Genomic DNA, 16,368 nt, shown 5'->3' with positions numbered 1-16,368 from the left:
GATAATTAATATTCGAAAGGAGAAACACCATGGGAATTAAGACCTATAACCCATATACACCGTCAAGAAGACATATGACTGGTTCTGACTTCTCTGAGATCACAACAAGCACCCCAGAGAAATCCTTAGTAGTGTCTTTAAAGAAAAATGCCGGACGTAACAACCAGGGCAAGATCACTGTAAGACACCGCGGAGGCGGAAGCAGAAGAAAATACAGAATCATCGACTTCAAGAGAAGAAAAGATGGTATCCCGGCAACAGTTAAAACAATCGAGTACGATCCGAACAGAACAGCAAACATCGCTCTGATCTGCTACGCAGACGGCGAGAAAGCTTACATCCTTGCTCCGGAAGGGCTTAAGGTTGGACAGAAAGTCATGAACGGACCGGAGGCAGAAATCCGCGTTGGTAACTGCCTGCCACTGGAACTTATCCCGGTTGGTACTATGATCCACAACATTGAGCTTCATCCAGGAAAAGGCGGACAGATGGTTCGTTCTGCTGGAAATGGCGCTCAGTTAATGGCTAAAGAAGGCAAATATGCAACATTAAGATTACCGTCAGGTGAAATGAGAATGGTTCCGCTTGTATGCCGCGCAACAATCGGTGAAGTTGGAAACGGTGACCACAACCTTGTAAACATCGGTAAAGCTGGACGTAAACGTCACATGGGAATCAGACCTACAGTTCGTGGTTCTGTAATGAACCCGAATGACCATCCGCATGGTGGTGGTGAAGGAAAGACCGGTATCGGCCGTCCGGGTCCGTGTACACCATGGGGCAAACCTGCTCTTGGTCTGAAGACAAGAAAGAAAAACAAACAGTCCAACAAGCTCATCGTAAGAAGACGCGATGGAAAAGCTTTAGCGAAATAATAAGGAGGGTACAGAATGTCTCGTTCATTGAAAAAAGGACCTTTCGCAGATGCAAGCCTGCTGAAAAAGGTTGACGCTATGAATGCTGCAAACGATAAATCCGTGATCAAAACATGGTCACGTCGTTCCACCATCTTCCCTTCCTTCGTAGGACATACAATCGCTGTCCATGACGGAAGAAAGCATGTTCCGGTATACGTTACAGAGGATATGGTAGGACACAAACTCGGTGAGTTCGTCGCAACAAGAACTTACAGAGGACACGGAAAAGACGAAAAGAAATCCGGTGTCAGATAATTTGTGAACCTGTAACAGCAGTTCGCAGATAAAATAAGAAAATTCGCCTGGTCACCGGACATCAGTGAAGGGTGGCCACGGTGATTCCTATAGATGATTGATTACAAGAAAGGAGGCACTTTAAAATGGCAAAGGGACATAGAAGCCAGATTAAGAGAGCCAGAAATGAGAATAATAAAGAGACAAGACCGTCTGCAAAATTATCTTATGCAAGAGTTTCTGTTCAGAAAGCATGCTATGTATTAGATGCAATCCGTGGCAAAGATGTGCAGGCAGCACTTGGTATCCTCACATACAACCCGAGATATGCTTCCAGCGTTCTCAAAAAGCTGCTTGAGTCAGCAATCGCAAACGCTGAGAACAACAACGGTATGAGCGCAGAAAACCTCTACATTGCAGAGTGCTATGCAAACAAAGGACCTACAATGAAGCGGATTCAGCCAAGAGCACAGGGTAGAGCTTACAGAATCGAGAAGAGAACAAGCCATATCACCATCGTGCTGGATGAAAGATAAGGAGGAAAAGCATGGGACAGAAAGTTAATCCACATGGCCTTAGAGTCGGTGTTATTAAGGATTGGGATTCCAGATGGTATGCAGAAGCTGACTTCGCAGATTATCTGGTTGAAGACTACAATATCAGAACATTTTTGAAGAAAAAACTGTACAGCGCAGGTGTTTCCAAGATTGAGATCGAAAGAGCATCTGACAGAGTTAAGATCATCATCTACACTGCTAAACCGGGTATCGTAATCGGTAAAGGCGGATCTGAGATCGAAAAAGTAAAAGCTGAACTTCAGAAATATACAGATAAAAAACTGATCGTTGATATCAAAGAAGTTAAGAGACCGGACAGAGATGCACAGCTTGTTGCAGAGAACATTGCACTTCAGCTTGAGAACCGTATTTCTTTCCGTCGCGCAATGAAATCTACAATGCAGAGAACAATGAAAGCCGGAGCAAAAGGTATCAAAACATCTGTATCCGGACGTCTTGGCGGTGCTGATATGGCTCGTACAGAGTTCTACAGCGAAGGAACTATTCCGCTTCAGACACTTCGTGCTGACATCGACTACGGCTTCGCAGAGGCAGACACAACTTACGGCAAAGTTGGCGTAAAAGCTTGGGTCTACAATGGTGAAGTACTTCCCACAAAAGGAACTAAGGAAGGGAGCGATAAATAATGTTAATGCCAAAAAGAGTAAAACGTCGTAAACAATTCCGTGGCTCCATGAGAGGTAAAGCCCTTAGAGGTAACAAAATCAATTATGGTGAATTCGGTCTTGTTGCTACCGAACCGTGCTGGATCAGATCTAACCAGATCGAGGCAGCCCGTATTGCCATGACACGTTATATCAAACGTGGTGGACAGGTTTGGATTAAGATTTTCCCAGATAAACCAGTAACAGCGAAACCAGCAGAAACACGTATGGGTTCCGGTAAAGGTTCCCTGGAGTACTGGGTAGCAGTTGTTAAGCCAGGACGTGTAATGTTTGAGATTGCAGGCGTATCCGAAGAGGTTGCCCGTGAAGCATTACGTCTTGCAATGCACAAGTTACCATGTAAATGTAAAATCGTTTCTCGTGCAGACTTAGAAGGCGGTGATAACAGTGAAAATTAATAAATTCGTAGAAGATTTAAAAGCAAAATCAGCTGCAGAATTAAACGAAGAATTAGTAGCTGCTAAGAAAGAACTTTTTAACCTGAGATTTCAGAATGCAACTAATCAATTAGACAATACAAGCCGGATCAAAGAGGTTCGTAAGAATATTGCCAGAATCCAGACAGTAATCACTGAGCAGGCTAACGCTGCTAAATAGTGAATATAGGAGGACAGAATCGTGGAAAGAAATCTGAGAAAAACCCGTGTGGGTAAGGTTGTCAGCAATAAGATGGACAAGACCATCGTAGTTGCAATTGAAGACCATGTAAAACATCCTCTTTACAAAAAAATCGTGAAGAGAACATATAAATTAAAAGCTCATGACGAACAGAATGAGTGCAATATCGGTGATACCGTAAAAGTTATGGAAACCAGACCGCTGTCCAAGGACAAAAGATGGAGACTGGTTGAGATCGTAGAGAAAGCTAAATAAGGAGGAAACCAGTATGATTCAGCAGGAAACTAGATTAAAAGTTGCCGATAACACTGGTGCAAAAGAAATCCTTTGTATTCGTGTTATGGGTGGCTCTACAAGAAGATATGCAAATATCGGCGATACTATCGTTGCTACTGTTAAAGATGCAACACCAGGCGGCGTTGTTAAAAAAGGTGACGTAGTAAAAGCTGTTGTTGTTCGTTCCAAAAAAGGCGCTCGTCGTAAAGACGGATCCTACATCCGTTTCGATGAAAATGCAGCCGTAATCATTAAAGACGATTTAACTCCGAGAGGAACACGTATCTTTGGACCAGTTGCCAGAGAGCTTCGTGAGAAAAAATTCATGAAGATCGTTTCCTTAGCTCCGGAAGTATTATAGGAGGGTGCCTAATGTCAGCTATGAAGATTAAAAAAGGCGACACTGTTAAAGTAATCGCTGGAAAAGATAAAGGCAAAGAGGGCAAAGTCCTTGCCGTTAACGTAAAAGACAACACCGTGATCGTTGAAAACGTCAACATGGTTACTAAGCACAGCAAACCATCTGCAGCAAACCAGGCAGGCGGAATCACAAAAAAAGAAGCCGCTCTTCATGTATCTAACGTGATGCTGGTAGTAGACGGAAAAGCAACCAGAGTCGGATTCAAGATGGACGGAGACAAAAAAGTCCGTGTTGCAAAAGCAACAGGCGAGGTTATCGATAAATAAGAGAGGAGGCATGACAGGTGAGTAGATTAAAAGAACTTTACAAAAATGAGATCATGGACAACATGACCAAAAAATTCGGATACAAAAATGTTATGGAAGTGCCGAAGCTCGAAAAGATCGTTATCAACATGGGTGTTGGTGAAGCTAAGGAGAACGCTAAACTTCTCGACGCTGCTATCGCAGATATGGAGCTTATCACAGGTCAGAAAGCTGTTGCAACAAAGGCTAAAAAATCTGTGGCTAACTTCAAAATCAGAGAGGGTATGCCAATCGGTTGTAAAGTAACATTAAGAGGCGAGAAGATGTATGAGTTCGCTGATCGTCTGATCAACCTTGCACTTCCTCGTGTACGTGACTTCCGTGGTGTAAACCCGAACGCATTTGACGGCAGAGGAAACTACGCTCTTGGTATCAAAGAGCAGCTGATCTTCCCTGAAGTTGAGTACGATAAAGTAGACAAGGTAAGAGGTATGGATATCATCTTCGTTACAACAGCGAAGACTGATGAAGAAGCTCGCGAGCTCCTGACACAGTTCAACATGCCTTTTGCTAAATAAGGAGGAGAATTTAAATGGCTAAAACAGCAATGAAAATCAAACAGCAGCGCAAACAGAAATTCTCCACAAGAGAATACAGCCGCTGCAGAATTTGCGGTCGTCCGCATGCTTACTTAAGAAAATACGGCATCTGCCGTATCTGCTTCCGTGAACTGGCTTACAAAGGTCAGATCCCGGGCGTAAAGAAAGCATCCTGGTAATCAAAAACATTTTTATATAAATAATAACCAATCATGTAAAGTCTGAAAAGAAAATTAGAGGAGGAAACTAACATGACAATGAGCGATCCGATTGCAGATATGCTTACAAGAATCCGTAACGCTAACACTGCAAAACATGACACAGTAGATGTTCCGGCATCCAAAATGAAAATTGCTATCGCAAATATTCTTCTTGACGAGGGATATATTGCAAAGTATGATTTAGTAGAAGACGGTGTTATCAAAACACTTCACATCACACTGAAATACGGTGAGACTAAAAACGAAAAGATCATCACAGGTCTGAAGAGAATTTCCAAACCGGGTCTTCGTGTATACGCAGGCAAGGATGAGCTGCCGAGAGTACTTGGCGGACTTGGAATCGCAATCATTTCCACAAACAAGGGCGTTATCACTGACAAAGAGGCTCGTAAGCTTCATGTCGGCGGAGAAGTTCTTGCATTCGTATGGTAGGCCGAAAGCAACTTAATGAATGCAAGCCGTCAGGCGCAGCATGAATTTAGTGCGAGGTCCATCCCGAACCTTAACGAGCCCAACTGCAGTGCAGGCGAGTTTAGTTGAGGGATGCGTGTAAAATTGTGATATCTTAAAATGAAAATAAAGATATAAACACTGAAAACAGAGAGGAGTATATCTCCTCTCCGACAATCTAAGTAAGGAGGACAATATTATGTCACGTATCGGCAGACTTCCGGTAGCTATCCCTGCAGGCGTTGAAGTAAATGTTGCAGCAGGCAATGTAGTGACCGTTAAAGGGCCAAAAGGAACACTTGAAAGAGCGCTTCCTACAGAAATGGAAATCAAAGTAGAAGATGGTCATGTAGTTGTTACAAGACCAAACGATCTGAAAAAAATGAAAGCTTTACACGGTTTAACAAGAAGCCTTATCCAGAACATGGTAACAGGTGTAAACGAAGGTTACACAAAAGAGCTTGAAGTAAACGGTGTAGGTTATAGAGCTCAGAAGCAGGGCAAAAAGCTTGTGCTTTCTCTTGGATATTCTCACCCGGTAGAGATGGAAGATCCTGAAGGAATCGAGTCCAAAGTTGATGGAAACAAAATCATTGTTTCCGGTATCAGCAAAGAAAAAGTTGGTCAGTTTGCAGCAGAGATCAGAGATAAGAGAAGACCGGAGCCATATAAGGGCAAGGGAATCAAATATGCTGATGAAGTGATCAGACGTAAAGTCGGTAAGACCGGTAAGAAATAAATAAGGAGAGTGAGAACATGATTAAGAAAGCATCCAGAGCGGAAATTCGTGAAAAGAAACATAGAAGACTCCGTCATCATCTTAATGGAACAGCAACTACTCCAAGACTGGCAGTATTCCGTTCCAACAAGCATATCTATGCACAGATTATTGATGACAGCGTGGGAAAAACTTTAGTATCAGCTTCTACTCTTCAGAAAGATGTAAAAGCAGAGCTTGAGCATACAGATGATGTAAAAGCAGCAGCATATCTTGGAACTGTAATCGGTAAGAAAGCAGTTGAAGCAGGTATCGAGAGCGTAGTTTTCGACAGAGGAGGCTACATTTACCACGGAAAAATTAAAGCATTAGCAGACGCAGCAAGAGAAGCTGGACTGAAATTCTAAAAGGGAGGAAAAAGACACATGAAACATAATCTTATTGATGCTAGTCAGTTAGAATTAGAAGATAAAGTAGTGTCAATCAAACGTGTTACCAAGGTTGTTAAAGGTGGCCGTAACTTCCGTTTCACAGCTTTGGTTGTTGTAGGTGACGGCAACGGACATGTTGGTGCAGGTTTAGGAAAGGCAGCTGAAATTCCGGAAGCGATCCGCAAAGGAAAAGAAGATGCTATGAAAAAACTGGTAACAGTAGCAAGAGATGAGAACGGTTCTATCACACACGACTTCGTAGGCAAATTCGGAAGCGCTGAGATGCTTCTGAAACGTGCTCCGGAAGGTACTGGTGTAATCGCCGGAGGTCCGGCACGTGCCGTAATCGAGCTTGCAGGTATCAAGAACATCCGTACAAAATGTATGGGCTCCAGAAATAAACAGAATGTTGTCCTGGCTACTATCGAAGGTCTTAGCCAGCTGAAGACTCCGGAAGAAGTTGCTAAACTTCGCGGAAAATCTGTAGATGAGATTCTGGCATAAGGAGGAAACGAAAAATGGCAGATACAATTAAGGTTACATTAGTAAAGTCTCCGATCGGTGCAGTTCCGAAACACAAAAAGACTGTAGTTGCTATGGGACTTACAAAAATGCATAAAACAGTTGAAATGCCGGATAATGCTGCAACAAGAGGAATGATCAAACAGGTTCAGCATCTGGTAAAAGTTGAAGAGTAATTCTACACAGTATAGATTATAAAAGGAGGTGCCAAACATGGATTTATCAAACCTGAGACCTGCAGAAGGTTCCAAGCACAGTGATAACTTCAGAAGAGGCCGTGGACATGGTTCCGGAAACGGAAAGACAGCCGGAAAAGGACATAAAGGACAGTTAGCACGTTCCGGACACAAGAAACCGGGATTTGAAGGTGGACAGATGCCTTTATACAGACGTCTTCCGAAGAGAGGCTTCAAAAACAGAAACTCCAAAGAGATCATTGCAATCAATGTTGACGTTCTGAATCGTTTTGAGGACGGAGCAGAGGTTACAGCTGAGAGTCTGCTGGAAAGCCGCGCAATTTCCAAAATCGGCGACGGTGTAAAGATTCTTGGAAACGGTGAGCTGACTAAGAAACTTACTGTAAAAGTGAACGCTGTCAGCGAGACCGCAAAAGCTAAAATTGAAGCTGCTGGTGGTACAGTAGAGGTGATTTAATGTTTGAAACTCTCAAAAGTCTCTTTAGAGTAAAAGAGATGCGTCGTAAGCTGTTTTATGTGATCGGAATGATCTTTGTCATCCGAATCGGATCTCAGCTTCCTGTTCCGGGTGTGGACAGCGACGTATTCAGACAGTGGTTTCAGAGCAACACCGGGGACGCATTCAACTTTTTTGATGCGTTCACCGGTGGCTCCTTTGAGAGTATGTCAATATTTGCTCTGAACATTACACCATATATTACATCATCCATTATCATTCAGCTTCTTACGATCGCTATTCCGGCTTTGGAAGATATGCACAAAGACGGAGAAGAGGGAAGAAAGAAGCTGACAGCAATTACCCGTTATGTAACAGTCGGTCTTGCTCTGTTTGAATCCATTGCAATGACAATCGGCTTTGCAAGAGGAAACATTGTTCAGGATATGAACATTCTTAAGGGAATTGTTGTAGTAGTATCTCTGACAGCTGGATCTGCAATGCTGATGTGGATTGGTGAGCGTATCACGGAAAAGGGAATCGGAAATGGTATTTCTATTGTACTTGCAGTAAATATTATATCCAGGATTCCAAGTGATATGGTAACTCTGTATGAGAATTTCATTAAGGGCAAAACGATTGCCAAAGGAATGCTTGCTGGCGTGATCATCTTTGCAGTCATTCTTGTAGTAGTGGTATTTGTTCTTATTCTCAATGGAGCTGAAAGAAGAATTCCGGTGCAGTATTCCAAGAAAATGGCTGGACGTAAACTGATAGGCGGACAGACAAACAGCATTCCGCTGAAAGTAAACACTGCCGGAGTTATCCCGATCATTTTTGCTTCTTCCATTATGTCTTTTCCGGGACTGATCGCTCAGTTTGCAGGAAAAGCAAATGGTACAGGAATCGGAAGTGAAATCCTGAAGGGGCTGTCTTCCAGTAACTGGTGTGATCCGGCTCAGCTGAAATACAGCTGGGGTCTGGTTCTTTACATCGTTCTCTGCGTATTCTTTGCATATTTCTATACTTCCATTACCTTTAATCCACTGGAAGTTGCAGATAATATCAAGAAGCAGGGTGGCTTTATTCCGGGCATCCGTCCGGGTAAACCAACATCCGATTATCTGGAGAAACTCCTGAAATACATTATATTTATAGGCGCAGTTGGCCTGATCATCGTGGCAGTTATTCCGTTCTTCTTTAACGGTATCTTTAAGGCTCAGGTTTCCTTTGGAGGAACCTCACTTATCATTGTTGTAGGTGTTGTCCTTGAAACTGTGAAACAGATTGAATCTCAGTTGCTTGTCCGCAACTATAAAGGCTTTCTGGCTAACTAGTGCGCAAATTTATTGGCATCAATGAAGTTGTGCACAGGAAATGAAGGTTGCGGTGTGCTTCTGCATGCTGCAGCCATTTTAAGTTATCAGGAATAAATCAGGAGTATGTATGGATACAGACTGTTTTGTTCCGGAATATAAGGAGGGTATGATTATGAGGATTATTATGCTGGGTGCGCCGGGTGCCGGAAAAGGAACTCAGGCAAAAAAGATTGCTGAAAAATATGGAATTCCCCATATTTCCACAGGCGATATTTTCCGTGCAAACATTAAAAACGGCACAGAACTTGGTAAAAAAGCAAAAACCTATATGGATCAGGGGCTTCTTGTACCTGATGAACTGACCTGTGATCTCGTAGTAGACAGAATTCAGCAGGATGATGCAAAGAACGGCTATGTACTTGACGGCTTTCCGAGAACCATTCCTCAGGCAGAGTGTCTGACAGAGGCTCTTGAGAAGCTGGGAAGCAAAATTGACTTTGCCATTGACGTGGATGTTCCGGATGAAAACATTGTAAACCGTATGGGCGGAAGACGTGCGTGCCTGAAATGCGGAGCTACTTATCATCTGGTATACGCTGCACCGAAGACAGAAGGCGTATGCGATACCTGCGGAGAGAAACTGGTTCTTCGTGATGACGACCAGCCGGAAACTGTTCAGAAACGTCTGAATGTTTACCATGAGCAGACACAGCCGCTGATTGACTACTATACAGAGCAGGGTGTATTAAAAACAGTAGACGGAACACGTTCTCTGGATGAAGTATTCCAGGAAATCGTGGGAGTTTTAGGAGAATAAAAAATGTCAGTTTCAATTAAGTCAGAACATGAAATAGAACTTATGAGACATGCAGGTCATTTGCTGGAAAAGGTCCACAATGAACTGGCTGCTCATATCAGACCGGGAATCAGTACCAAGGAACTGGACCGTATCGGAGAGGAAATGATCCGCTCTCTGGGCTGTACTCCAAACTTTCTGAATTATAACGGATTTCCGGGATCTTTTTGCATCAGCATCAATGATGAAGTTGTGCATGGAATCCCGTCCAAAAAGAAAATCATTCAGGATGGAGATCTTGTAAAGATCGATGCGGGACTGATTTATCAGGGGTATCATTCAGATGCGGCCCGTACCTATGCAGTAGGAGATGTTTCTCCGGAAGCCCGCCAGCTTATGGAAGTGACAAAACAGAGCTTTTTTGAGGGAATCAAATTTGCAAAGGCAGGAAATCACCTGAACGATATTTCCAAAGCAATAGGAGCTTACGCTGCAAAATACAACTATGGTATTGTGCGCGATCTGGTTGGACATGGAATCGGAACTCATCTTCATGAGGATCCCCAGATACCGAATTTCCCCCAGAAGCGCCGCGGAATTAAGCTGATGCCGGGCATGACTCTGGCAATTGAACCGATGATCAATATTGGCCGCGCAGACGTGGCCTGGGAGGACGATGACTGGACAGTTGTCACAATGGACGGATCTCTTTCCGCTCATTATGAAAACACCGTTCTGATCACAGACGGCGAACCGGAAATTCTGACTCTTACAAAATGACAGATGACACAGGAGGTTAAGGATGTCAAAAGCAGATGTGATTGAAGTAGAAGGAACTGTACTGGAGAAGCTGCCAAACGCAATGTTTAAGGTAGAGCTGGAGAACAAACATGTGGTTCTCGCTCATATCAGCGGTAAGCTTCGTATGAATTTTATCCGTATCCTTCCGGGAGATAAAGTAACAATCGAGCTTTCTCCGTATGATCTGTCCAAGGGCAGAATTATCTGGAGAGATAAATAAAAATTTCTTGCTATCAGGCGAGACTTTTTGGTGACGGCTGACAGATAAGGACAGACGGACTCTATAAAACTCCCCCTGTGGGTATGTATATTTTATACATATCTGACAGGGGGAGCTTTTTGCTTTTTATCAGTTATCAGGAAGAAGAATTATAATTTTTATCAGCTGGTAGTAAGAAGAATTATAATTTATTGCAAACTCAATTTGAAAATGCTTTGATGTGAAATGTAAGATATTTTGCGTATATTTAGATGAAATTAGTCGTTTTTATGACTTTACATACAAAATGTGCTGTGCTAAAATATAAATATTACTATATATTACAGGCTATAAAAAAGGTAATTCAGGATAGGGATAGAAGAGTGTTCCTGTCTTTTTGCCGTAAAAAGAATTAATTTTATTTTTATAGACAATTACTGTCAGAATATTTATGATCAGATATATGAAGATTATATGTGATGGAAGGGGAAGAATATGAAAAACATACAAAAATATAGAAGGCTGAAAAATCTTTTTTTGCGTCAGAGTTATTTAGATGCATGGGAAGATTATATGAGAAGTGTTCGAAAAAATAGTTATACCCAGTGGGATTATATAGTTTTGACGGCTTCTAATGAGGCTCAGGCAGAGGCTTTTAAGTGCCAGATCAAATATAGACAGGAACTCGGAGTTTTACCTAAAAACACAAAGTTTCTGGTAATTCCAGATCCAGAGGGGAAGAGAATTGGTTCAGGAGGAGCAACTTTACAGGTACTTCGTGTACTTTCCGAGCAGGAGGGATTTTTTGGAAATTTCCAAGGTAAGCGAATTCTGGTGATTCATTCAGGAGGGGACAGTAAAAGAGTGCCACAATATTCAGTATATGGAAAATTATTTTCTCCTGTTCCCCGTGTGCTTCCAGACGGACGTTCTTCGACTTTATTCGACGAATTTTTGATAGGAATGGCAGGTGTTCCTTCCAGATTTAAAGAAGGTATGTTAGTGTTGTCAGGAGACGTACTGCTGTTGTTTAATCCTTTGCAGATTGATGCACAATTCAGCGGAGCGGCTGCGATTTCTATGAAGTCCCCGGTAGAGATTGGAAAAGATCACGGAGTATTTTTAAATGATGGTACAGATCATGTTCAGAAATTTTTGCATAAACAAACTGTGGAAACGCTGCAGAATATGGGAGCAGTAAATAACCAGGGCAATGTGGATCTGGACACTGGCGCAGTATTATGTAGCGCAGAAATGCTGGAAGCGTTGTTTTCGCTGATTGCCGAGAATGGAGAAATACAGGAGGACAGATATTCACAGTTTGTAAATGAAAGATCGAGAATTAGCTTTTACGGAGATTTTCTTTATCCGTTAGCAAAAGAATCTACACTGGAACAGTTTTATCTGGAACAGCCGGAGGGAGAATTTTGTGACGAATTAAAAGAATGCAGGACAAAGATCTGGGAGGCGCTTCACGAATTTCCCATGAAACTAATCTGTCTTTCTCCGGCAGAATTTATTCACTTCGGAACAACAGGAGAATTATTATCCCTGCTTACGAAAGAAATCAGTGATTATGAATTTCTAGATTGGAAGCCATTGGTGTCTGTCAACAGAGAAGAATGCTCAGGAGCCGTTCATAATTCGTTTATTGGTGATTCAGTAAAGGTAGAAGAGGATTGTTATATAGAAAGTAGTATGCTGACAGGAGGTACGGTTGTTCATAAAGGAGCCGTTGTTAGCATGGTAACACTGGAGGATATAGAGGTACCTGAAAATTCAGTTTTTCATTCAGTTCGTTTGAGAGAAAATAATGAATATGTATTACGTATTTATGGAGTATATGATAATCCCAAAAAGACACTGGAAGAAAATGGAACGTTCTTAAACGGAACAATGAGACAGCTTCTGGAAAATGCTAAAGTAGGTGTACAGGATATATGGAACAATGAAGAGCACACTTTGTGGACGGCAAAGATATATCCTTCTGCATTGAAAAAAAGAGATGCACAAAAGGCATCTATGGTTTTATTGCACATTATGGATGGAACAGCAACAGAAGAGGAAATTTTAAATTGGAAGAATCAAAGACGGTACAGTCTCCAGGAATCCTTTATGTTGGGAGATACTACCCGGTTTATTGAGTGGAGTACAGAGCTTCAGAATCAGATTATGGTGGAAAAGTTCTTGAAACGTCTGTTTGCAGGAGAGTATTATATTCCTGCACTAAAAATTTTTGGCGAATCAGAATTGAATGAACGGCAATTTGACATTTTGATGGAAAAAGTTGAGCATATGACATTTTCTGAAAAAATCCGTGTTCTGTATGCTGTTTCGCGTTCTATGAAGTATCAGTCAGCAGTATTCCATGAAATTGCATACGATAAAGTTGAAAAAATGTGCTTTGATGCAATACAGAAAGCTGTATGTCTGGAAGATAACTGCAATGAGGGAGACGCATATCATATTCAGAGAGACAAAGTAAGAGTAACCCTTCCGGTTCGCGTAAACTGGGGCGGCGGATGGACAGATACTCCACCATATTGTAATGAAAAAGGAGGCGTTGTATTAAATGCTGCAATTCTTCTGAAAGGAGAACGGCAGATTGAGGTAGAGGTACGTAAACTGGAGAAACTTCAGGTTGAGTTTGCAAGCCTTGATTTTCAGGCTTATGGGACTGCCATATCCGCAGAAGAAATACAGGATTGCAATAATCCCTATGATTCCTTTGCATTGCACAAGGCAGCTTTAATCGCCTGTGGAATTATCCCACAGCATGGAACTGCAAATCTTCAGGATATCTTGAAACGTCTGGGAGGAGGAATTTATATTTCTACTCGGGTTTGTAATGTACCCAAAGGTTCCGGATTGGGAACAAGTAGTATTCTTGCAGGAGCTGCTGTTAAAGCTATTGGAGAATTTTTGGGAGAAGACTGGCCCGACAATGTTTTATACCAGCGTGTATTAAACTTGGAACAGATTATGAGTACAGGAGGCGGATGGCAGGATCAGGTAGGTGGACTGACTCCTGGTATCAAATATATTACAACAAAGCCGGGGATGAAACAGGAAATCAAAGTAGAACATATAGAACTGGATGAGGAAACAAAAGCAGAGCTTCAGGAAAGATTTGCCTTAATTTATACCGGACAGAGACGCCTTGCCAGAAATCTTCTGAGATATGTAGTTGGTGGATATATTGGCGGACGTCTGGAATCTATTGAGGCATTGGAAGAAATGAAACATCTGGCGGTATTGATGCGATATGAGTTGGAGCAGGGACAGATTGATGAATTCGCAAAGTTGTTAAATCGGCATTGGGAGATATCAAAAAAACTGGATGCAGAATCCACTAATACATGTATTGATCAGATTTTTGAATCCTGTGAAGACCTTATTGATGGAAAATTTATTTCAGGAGCTGGTGGCGGCGGATTTCTGCAAGTAATTCTGAAAAAGGGTGTTACCAAAGAACATTTAAAAGGAAGACTGAGAAATGTGTTCCAGGATTCCGGTGTAGATGTGTGGGAAAGTGAATTTTTGTGGTGAGAAGCCTGCTAAATGTCAAATAGAACAGTAACTTTAATTTATTAAAGAACGATAGCTGTTTAAGTGGGATTGGAATGGATAATGAGTACTTTGATTGCCGAAGAAATATTCTGAGTATATTAAATAGAAGCTTGGTGGAAGTAAAATAAATTTGTGGTATTATGATAACTGAAGTACTGACAGCAAAGAAAAATATTTGATTGTTATAACCCCTTTATTGATTACCAGTCAATTTGTCAGTATGATAAACACATGTAGGAGAAAATTAAATAAGTGTATCCATGCCTTAAGAGATGAGAATGTAAAGAAAAATTATTATTTAGAAAATTGGGGTAACGAGGATTAAAGGAGAAATAGTATGAAGAAATACAAAATTGCTGTAGCTGGATTTGACTGCAACCTTGGATGCAAAGGCTGCATATTCGGATTCGGATTTTGTTGTAATAGCAGCTCCTACCAACTACGACAGCCACACACAGCACTTTGATACATCTGCTGTTGAAGCTGTGATTAAGCTGGTCATGAAATATAACCCGAATGCCATTATGGTTATCAAGTCCATGATTCCTGTGGGATACACGACAAGTGTAAGAGAAAAGTTTAACAGCAAAAATATTATCTTTAGCCCGGAGTTTCTGCGTGAATCCAAGGCTCTATATGATAATGTCTACCCTGCAAAATTAGTGGCGTAAAATGACAGGAAAAATCATGTCCACACCCATGAAAAACTACCCAAAATCAGCGTTTTGGATAGACAGGTACTTCGTAGTGATAACATCATTTTAACACGAAATGCAGTGGGTGAGTATTGATTCGCACCTATTTTTACACGAAATGAGGAAGTCAGACGTGGGGGGAAAAAGGTGATTTTCTGCATTTTGGATAGAGGGGTGCAGAGAGTGATAAAGGTAGTTATGGCTGAAAATGTAGTGAAATCAAGGGCTTTGCGGTAGATGGATACAGAGAAGTGGTGGAGGTATTTTGCTGTGGTCTGTATCCAAATCGCTTTATTGTCGAGAATAAAAAAGAGAAATGTACATGGGTCTATCCAATGAGGTTTAGTTAGAGAAATCCATTGCGCTGTATAGCGATTTAAATAAATTTTATTTTTAAAAGAAAGGCATTGTGAATGAGTTCAATCGGAGTATTAGGTGCTGGCACCTGGGGAATGGCATTAGCCAGAATGCTTTCAAACAGCGGGCATGATGTTACTGTGTGGTCGGCAATAGGAAAGGAAATAGATGATTTGTCCGTAACAAGGTGTCATCCAAACCTGCCGGATATGATTATCCCGGATTCTATAATTTTCACTAAATCAATAGAAGAAGTGTGTGACCAAAAGGAAATTATTTTGTTTGCTGTCCCTTCTGTATTTGTTCGTAGCACTGCAGAGAAAGCACGCCAATATATCCTAGATAGTCAAATTATTGTAGATGTGGCAAAGGGAATTGAGCCTGACACTCTTTACACAATGTCAGAAGTAATTCGAGATGAAATGCAGAAAGACGGGCTACATGAAAATCTGAAAATTGTTGCTTTGTCAGGACCTACACATGCAGAAGAAGTTGTTAATGATATGCCAACTACAATTGTATCGGCTTGTACAGACCTTGAAGTTGCGGAAAAGTACAGGATGTTTTTATGAACACATGTATGCGTGTTTATACCAATGTGGATGTGCGAGGTGTTGAGTTGTGCGGTGCATTGAAAAATATCATCGCATTAGCGGCTGGCATTTCAAAGGGCTTGGGTTATGGCGATAACGCTAAAGCGGCACTCATTACGAGAGGCATGGCAGAAATATCCCGATTAGGCGTTGCTATGGGATGCATGGAGCAAACCTTTAATGGTCTTGCAGGCATAGGAGATTTGATTGTTACTGCAACCAGTGAACACAGTAGAAATAATAGAGCTGGGCAGTTGATTGGAAATGGATATGTACCGACAGAAGCGGTTAAACAGGTTGGAATGGTTGTTGAAGGCATTAATGCCCTTCCAGCAGTTATGCAGCTGATGCAACGCTACGACATAGATATGCCAATAATGACTGCTGTAAATGCTGTTGTCAATGAAGGGACAGATCCAAAAGAAACAGTGGCGCAGCTTATGAATAGAGACAAAAAGAGCGAATTGTCAAAATCGATTTTAGATATTAATTTTGAAAGTACAATTTAAA

At 41.7% G+C, this 16,368-nt stretch carries 22 protein-coding genes and 2 pseudogenes; all 24 read left to right on the top strand.

Translation table 11 applies throughout. The annotated features are described in order from the left end of the window. Positions 1-29: 29 nt before the first annotated feature. The 24 genes and pseudogenes from rplB (at position 30) to LU279_RS13550 (ending at position 16,367) form a co-directional block, all read left to right on the top strand. The gene (gene rplB / locus LU279_RS10020; protein WP_022067333.1) at positions 30-875 is read left to right on the top strand and encodes a 50S ribosomal protein L2; all 846 of its coding nucleotides are present in this window, start codon (positions 30-32) and stop codon (positions 873-875) included. Between the two features lie 15 nt (positions 876-890). Beyond that, positions 891-1,172 (top strand): 30S ribosomal protein S19, encoded by a 282-nt coding sequence (rpsS, locus tag LU279_RS10015; protein WP_022067332.1) that lies wholly within the window; start codon positions 891-893, stop codon positions 1,170-1,172. 125 nt (positions 1,173-1,297) lie between these two features. Next, entirely contained in the window at positions 1,298-1,687 is a 390-nt protein-coding gene (rplV, locus tag LU279_RS10010; RefSeq protein WP_274422374.1) for a 50S ribosomal protein L22, read from the top strand. Between the two features lie 11 nt (positions 1,688-1,698). After that, the gene (rpsC, locus tag LU279_RS10005; protein WP_022067330.1) at positions 1,699-2,355 is read left to right on the top strand and encodes a 30S ribosomal protein S3; all 657 of its coding nucleotides are present in this window, start codon (positions 1,699-1,701) and stop codon (positions 2,353-2,355) included. After that, positions 2,355-2,792, top strand: a complete 438-nt coding sequence (rplP, locus tag LU279_RS10000) for a 50S ribosomal protein L16 (protein ID WP_022067329.1) — start codon at positions 2,355-2,357, stop codon at positions 2,790-2,792. Before rpsC ends, rplP begins: the two co-directional genes overlap by 1 nt. After that, positions 2,782-2,991: a 50S ribosomal protein L29 gene (rpmC, locus tag LU279_RS09995; protein ID WP_022067328.1), complete on the top strand. Its 210-nt coding sequence runs from the start codon at positions 2,782-2,784 to the stop codon at positions 2,989-2,991. Before rplP ends, rpmC begins: the two co-directional genes overlap by 11 nt. Positions 2,992-3,012: 21 nt before the next feature. After that, the gene (gene rpsQ, locus LU279_RS09990) at positions 3,013-3,267 is read left to right on the top strand and encodes a 30S ribosomal protein S17 (protein WP_022067327.1); all 255 of its coding nucleotides are present in this window, start codon (positions 3,013-3,015) and stop codon (positions 3,265-3,267) included. Positions 3,268-3,280: 13 nt separating this feature from the next. Next, positions 3,281-3,649: a 50S ribosomal protein L14 gene (gene rplN, locus LU279_RS09985; RefSeq protein ID WP_022067326.1), complete on the top strand. Its 369-nt coding sequence runs from the start codon at positions 3,281-3,283 to the stop codon at positions 3,647-3,649. Positions 3,650-3,660: 11 nt separating this feature from the next. Then, complete coding sequence (rplX, locus tag LU279_RS09980) at positions 3,661-3,975, top strand: 50S ribosomal protein L24 (protein WP_022067325.1); 315 nt, start codon at positions 3,661-3,663, stop codon at positions 3,973-3,975. Between the two features lie 17 nt (positions 3,976-3,992). Then, a complete protein-coding gene (rplE, locus tag LU279_RS09975; protein ID WP_022067324.1) occupies positions 3,993-4,532 on the top strand; it encodes a 50S ribosomal protein L5 in 540 nt (179 codons plus the stop codon). Between the two features lie 14 nt (positions 4,533-4,546). Further along, entirely contained in the window at positions 4,547-4,732 is a 186-nt protein-coding gene (locus LU279_RS09970; protein ID WP_005424988.1) for a type Z 30S ribosomal protein S14, read from the top strand. Positions 4,733-4,804: 72 nt separating this feature from the next. Further along, the gene (gene rpsH, locus LU279_RS09965; RefSeq protein ID WP_274422373.1) at positions 4,805-5,206 is read left to right on the top strand and encodes a 30S ribosomal protein S8; all 402 of its coding nucleotides are present in this window, start codon (positions 4,805-4,807) and stop codon (positions 5,204-5,206) included. 217 nt (positions 5,207-5,423) lie between these two features. Beyond that, on the top strand, positions 5,424-5,963 hold the full coding sequence (rplF, locus tag LU279_RS09960; RefSeq protein WP_022067322.1) for a 50S ribosomal protein L6: 540 nt from the start codon (positions 5,424-5,426) through the stop codon (positions 5,961-5,963). A 17-nt stretch (positions 5,964-5,980) separates the two neighbouring features. Then, the gene (rplR, locus tag LU279_RS09955; RefSeq protein ID WP_022067321.1) at positions 5,981-6,349 is read left to right on the top strand and encodes a 50S ribosomal protein L18; all 369 of its coding nucleotides are present in this window, start codon (positions 5,981-5,983) and stop codon (positions 6,347-6,349) included. Between the two features lie 18 nt (positions 6,350-6,367). Then, complete coding sequence (gene rpsE / locus LU279_RS09950; RefSeq protein WP_022067320.1) at positions 6,368-6,877, top strand: 30S ribosomal protein S5; 510 nt, start codon at positions 6,368-6,370, stop codon at positions 6,875-6,877. A 14-nt stretch (positions 6,878-6,891) separates the two neighbouring features. Then, positions 6,892-7,071 carry a 50S ribosomal protein L30 gene (rpmD, locus tag LU279_RS09945; RefSeq protein WP_022067319.1) on the top strand — a complete coding sequence of 60 codons (180 nt, stop codon included), beginning with the start codon at positions 6,892-6,894 and terminating at the stop codon, positions 7,069-7,071. Between the two features lie 37 nt (positions 7,072-7,108). Continuing rightward, positions 7,109-7,549: a 50S ribosomal protein L15 gene (gene rplO / locus LU279_RS09940; protein WP_274422372.1), complete on the top strand. Its 441-nt coding sequence runs from the start codon at positions 7,109-7,111 to the stop codon at positions 7,547-7,549. Continuing rightward, positions 7,549-8,865, top strand: coding sequence for a preprotein translocase subunit SecY (secY, locus tag LU279_RS09935; protein WP_274422371.1), 1,317 nt, complete (start codon positions 7,549-7,551; stop codon positions 8,863-8,865). The genes rplO and secY overlap by 1 nt, the downstream gene beginning before the upstream one ends. Before the next feature lie 154 nt (positions 8,866-9,019). Continuing rightward, the gene (locus LU279_RS09930; RefSeq protein ID WP_022067316.1) at positions 9,020-9,664 is read left to right on the top strand and encodes an adenylate kinase; all 645 of its coding nucleotides are present in this window, start codon (positions 9,020-9,022) and stop codon (positions 9,662-9,664) included. A 3-nt stretch (positions 9,665-9,667) separates the two neighbouring features. Further along, positions 9,668-10,423: a type I methionyl aminopeptidase gene (gene map, locus LU279_RS09925; RefSeq protein ID WP_274422370.1), complete on the top strand. Its 756-nt coding sequence runs from the start codon at positions 9,668-9,670 to the stop codon at positions 10,421-10,423. Positions 10,424-10,445: 22 nt separating this feature from the next. Beyond that, entirely contained in the window at positions 10,446-10,664 is a 219-nt protein-coding gene (gene infA / locus LU279_RS09920) for a translation initiation factor IF-1 (protein ID WP_005428560.1), read from the top strand. Positions 10,665-11,138: 474 nt separating this feature from the next. Continuing rightward, positions 11,139-14,192 carry a fucose pyrophosphorylase domain-containing protein gene (locus LU279_RS09915; RefSeq protein ID WP_274422369.1) on the top strand — a complete coding sequence of 1,018 codons (3,054 nt, stop codon included), beginning with the start codon at positions 11,139-11,141 and terminating at the stop codon, positions 14,190-14,192. Between the two features lie 383 nt (positions 14,193-14,575). Then, positions 14,576-14,878 (top strand): annotated as a pseudogene (locus tag LU279_RS09910) (UDP-glucose 6-dehydrogenase); the annotation flags it as partial. A 443-nt stretch (positions 14,879-15,321) separates the two neighbouring features. Next, a pseudogene (locus LU279_RS13550) lies at positions 15,322-16,367 on the top strand (NAD(P)H-dependent glycerol-3-phosphate dehydrogenase). The last annotated feature ends 1 nt before the right edge of the window (position 16,368 follow it).

It is taken from the genome of Blautia sp. XA-2221 (assembly GCF_028767025.1).
Taxonomy (GTDB): Bacteria; Bacillota; Clostridia; order Lachnospirales; family Lachnospiraceae; genus Blautia_A.
Note: the sequence above shows the minus strand (reverse complement) of the source record. Positions and strands in the feature narration are given on the sequence as shown.

Coding starts and splice junctions, on each gene's coding strand:
- LU279_RS09930 (WP_022067316.1), top strand. CDS start 9,020: ATGAGGATTATTATGCTGGGTGCGCCGGGTGCCGGAAAAGGAACTCAG.
- rplV (WP_274422374.1), top strand. CDS start 1,298: ATGGCAAAGGGACATAGAAGCCAGATTAAGAGAGCCAGAAATGAGAAT.
- rplX (WP_022067325.1), top strand. CDS start 3,661: ATGTCAGCTATGAAGATTAAAAAAGGCGACACTGTTAAAGTAATCGCT.
- rplN (WP_022067326.1), top strand. CDS start 3,281: ATGATTCAGCAGGAAACTAGATTAAAAGTTGCCGATAACACTGGTGCA.
- rpsS (WP_022067332.1), top strand. CDS start 891: ATGTCTCGTTCATTGAAAAAAGGACCTTTCGCAGATGCAAGCCTGCTG.
- rpsE (WP_022067320.1), top strand. CDS start 6,368: ATGAAACATAATCTTATTGATGCTAGTCAGTTAGAATTAGAAGATAAA.
- rpsC (WP_022067330.1), top strand. CDS start 1,699: ATGGGACAGAAAGTTAATCCACATGGCCTTAGAGTCGGTGTTATTAAG.
- secY (WP_274422371.1), top strand. CDS start 7,549: ATGTTTGAAACTCTCAAAAGTCTCTTTAGAGTAAAAGAGATGCGTCGT.
- rplO (WP_274422372.1), top strand. CDS start 7,109: ATGGATTTATCAAACCTGAGACCTGCAGAAGGTTCCAAGCACAGTGAT.
- rpsH (WP_274422373.1), top strand. CDS start 4,805: ATGACAATGAGCGATCCGATTGCAGATATGCTTACAAGAATCCGTAAC.
- rpmD (WP_022067319.1), top strand. CDS start 6,892: ATGGCAGATACAATTAAGGTTACATTAGTAAAGTCTCCGATCGGTGCA.
- LU279_RS09915 (WP_274422369.1), top strand. CDS start 11,139: ATGAAAAACATACAAAAATATAGAAGGCTGAAAAATCTTTTTTTGCGT.
- map (WP_274422370.1), top strand. CDS start 9,668: ATGTCAGTTTCAATTAAGTCAGAACATGAAATAGAACTTATGAGACAT.
- rplP (WP_022067329.1), top strand. CDS start 2,355: ATGTTAATGCCAAAAAGAGTAAAACGTCGTAAACAATTCCGTGGCTCC.
- rplB (WP_022067333.1), top strand. CDS start 30: ATGGGAATTAAGACCTATAACCCATATACACCGTCAAGAAGACATATG.
- infA (WP_005428560.1), top strand. CDS start 10,446: ATGTCAAAAGCAGATGTGATTGAAGTAGAAGGAACTGTACTGGAGAAG.
- LU279_RS09970 (WP_005424988.1), top strand. CDS start 4,547: ATGGCTAAAACAGCAATGAAAATCAAACAGCAGCGCAAACAGAAATTC.
- rplR (WP_022067321.1), top strand. CDS start 5,981: ATGATTAAGAAAGCATCCAGAGCGGAAATTCGTGAAAAGAAACATAGA.
- rplF (WP_022067322.1), top strand. CDS start 5,424: ATGTCACGTATCGGCAGACTTCCGGTAGCTATCCCTGCAGGCGTTGAA.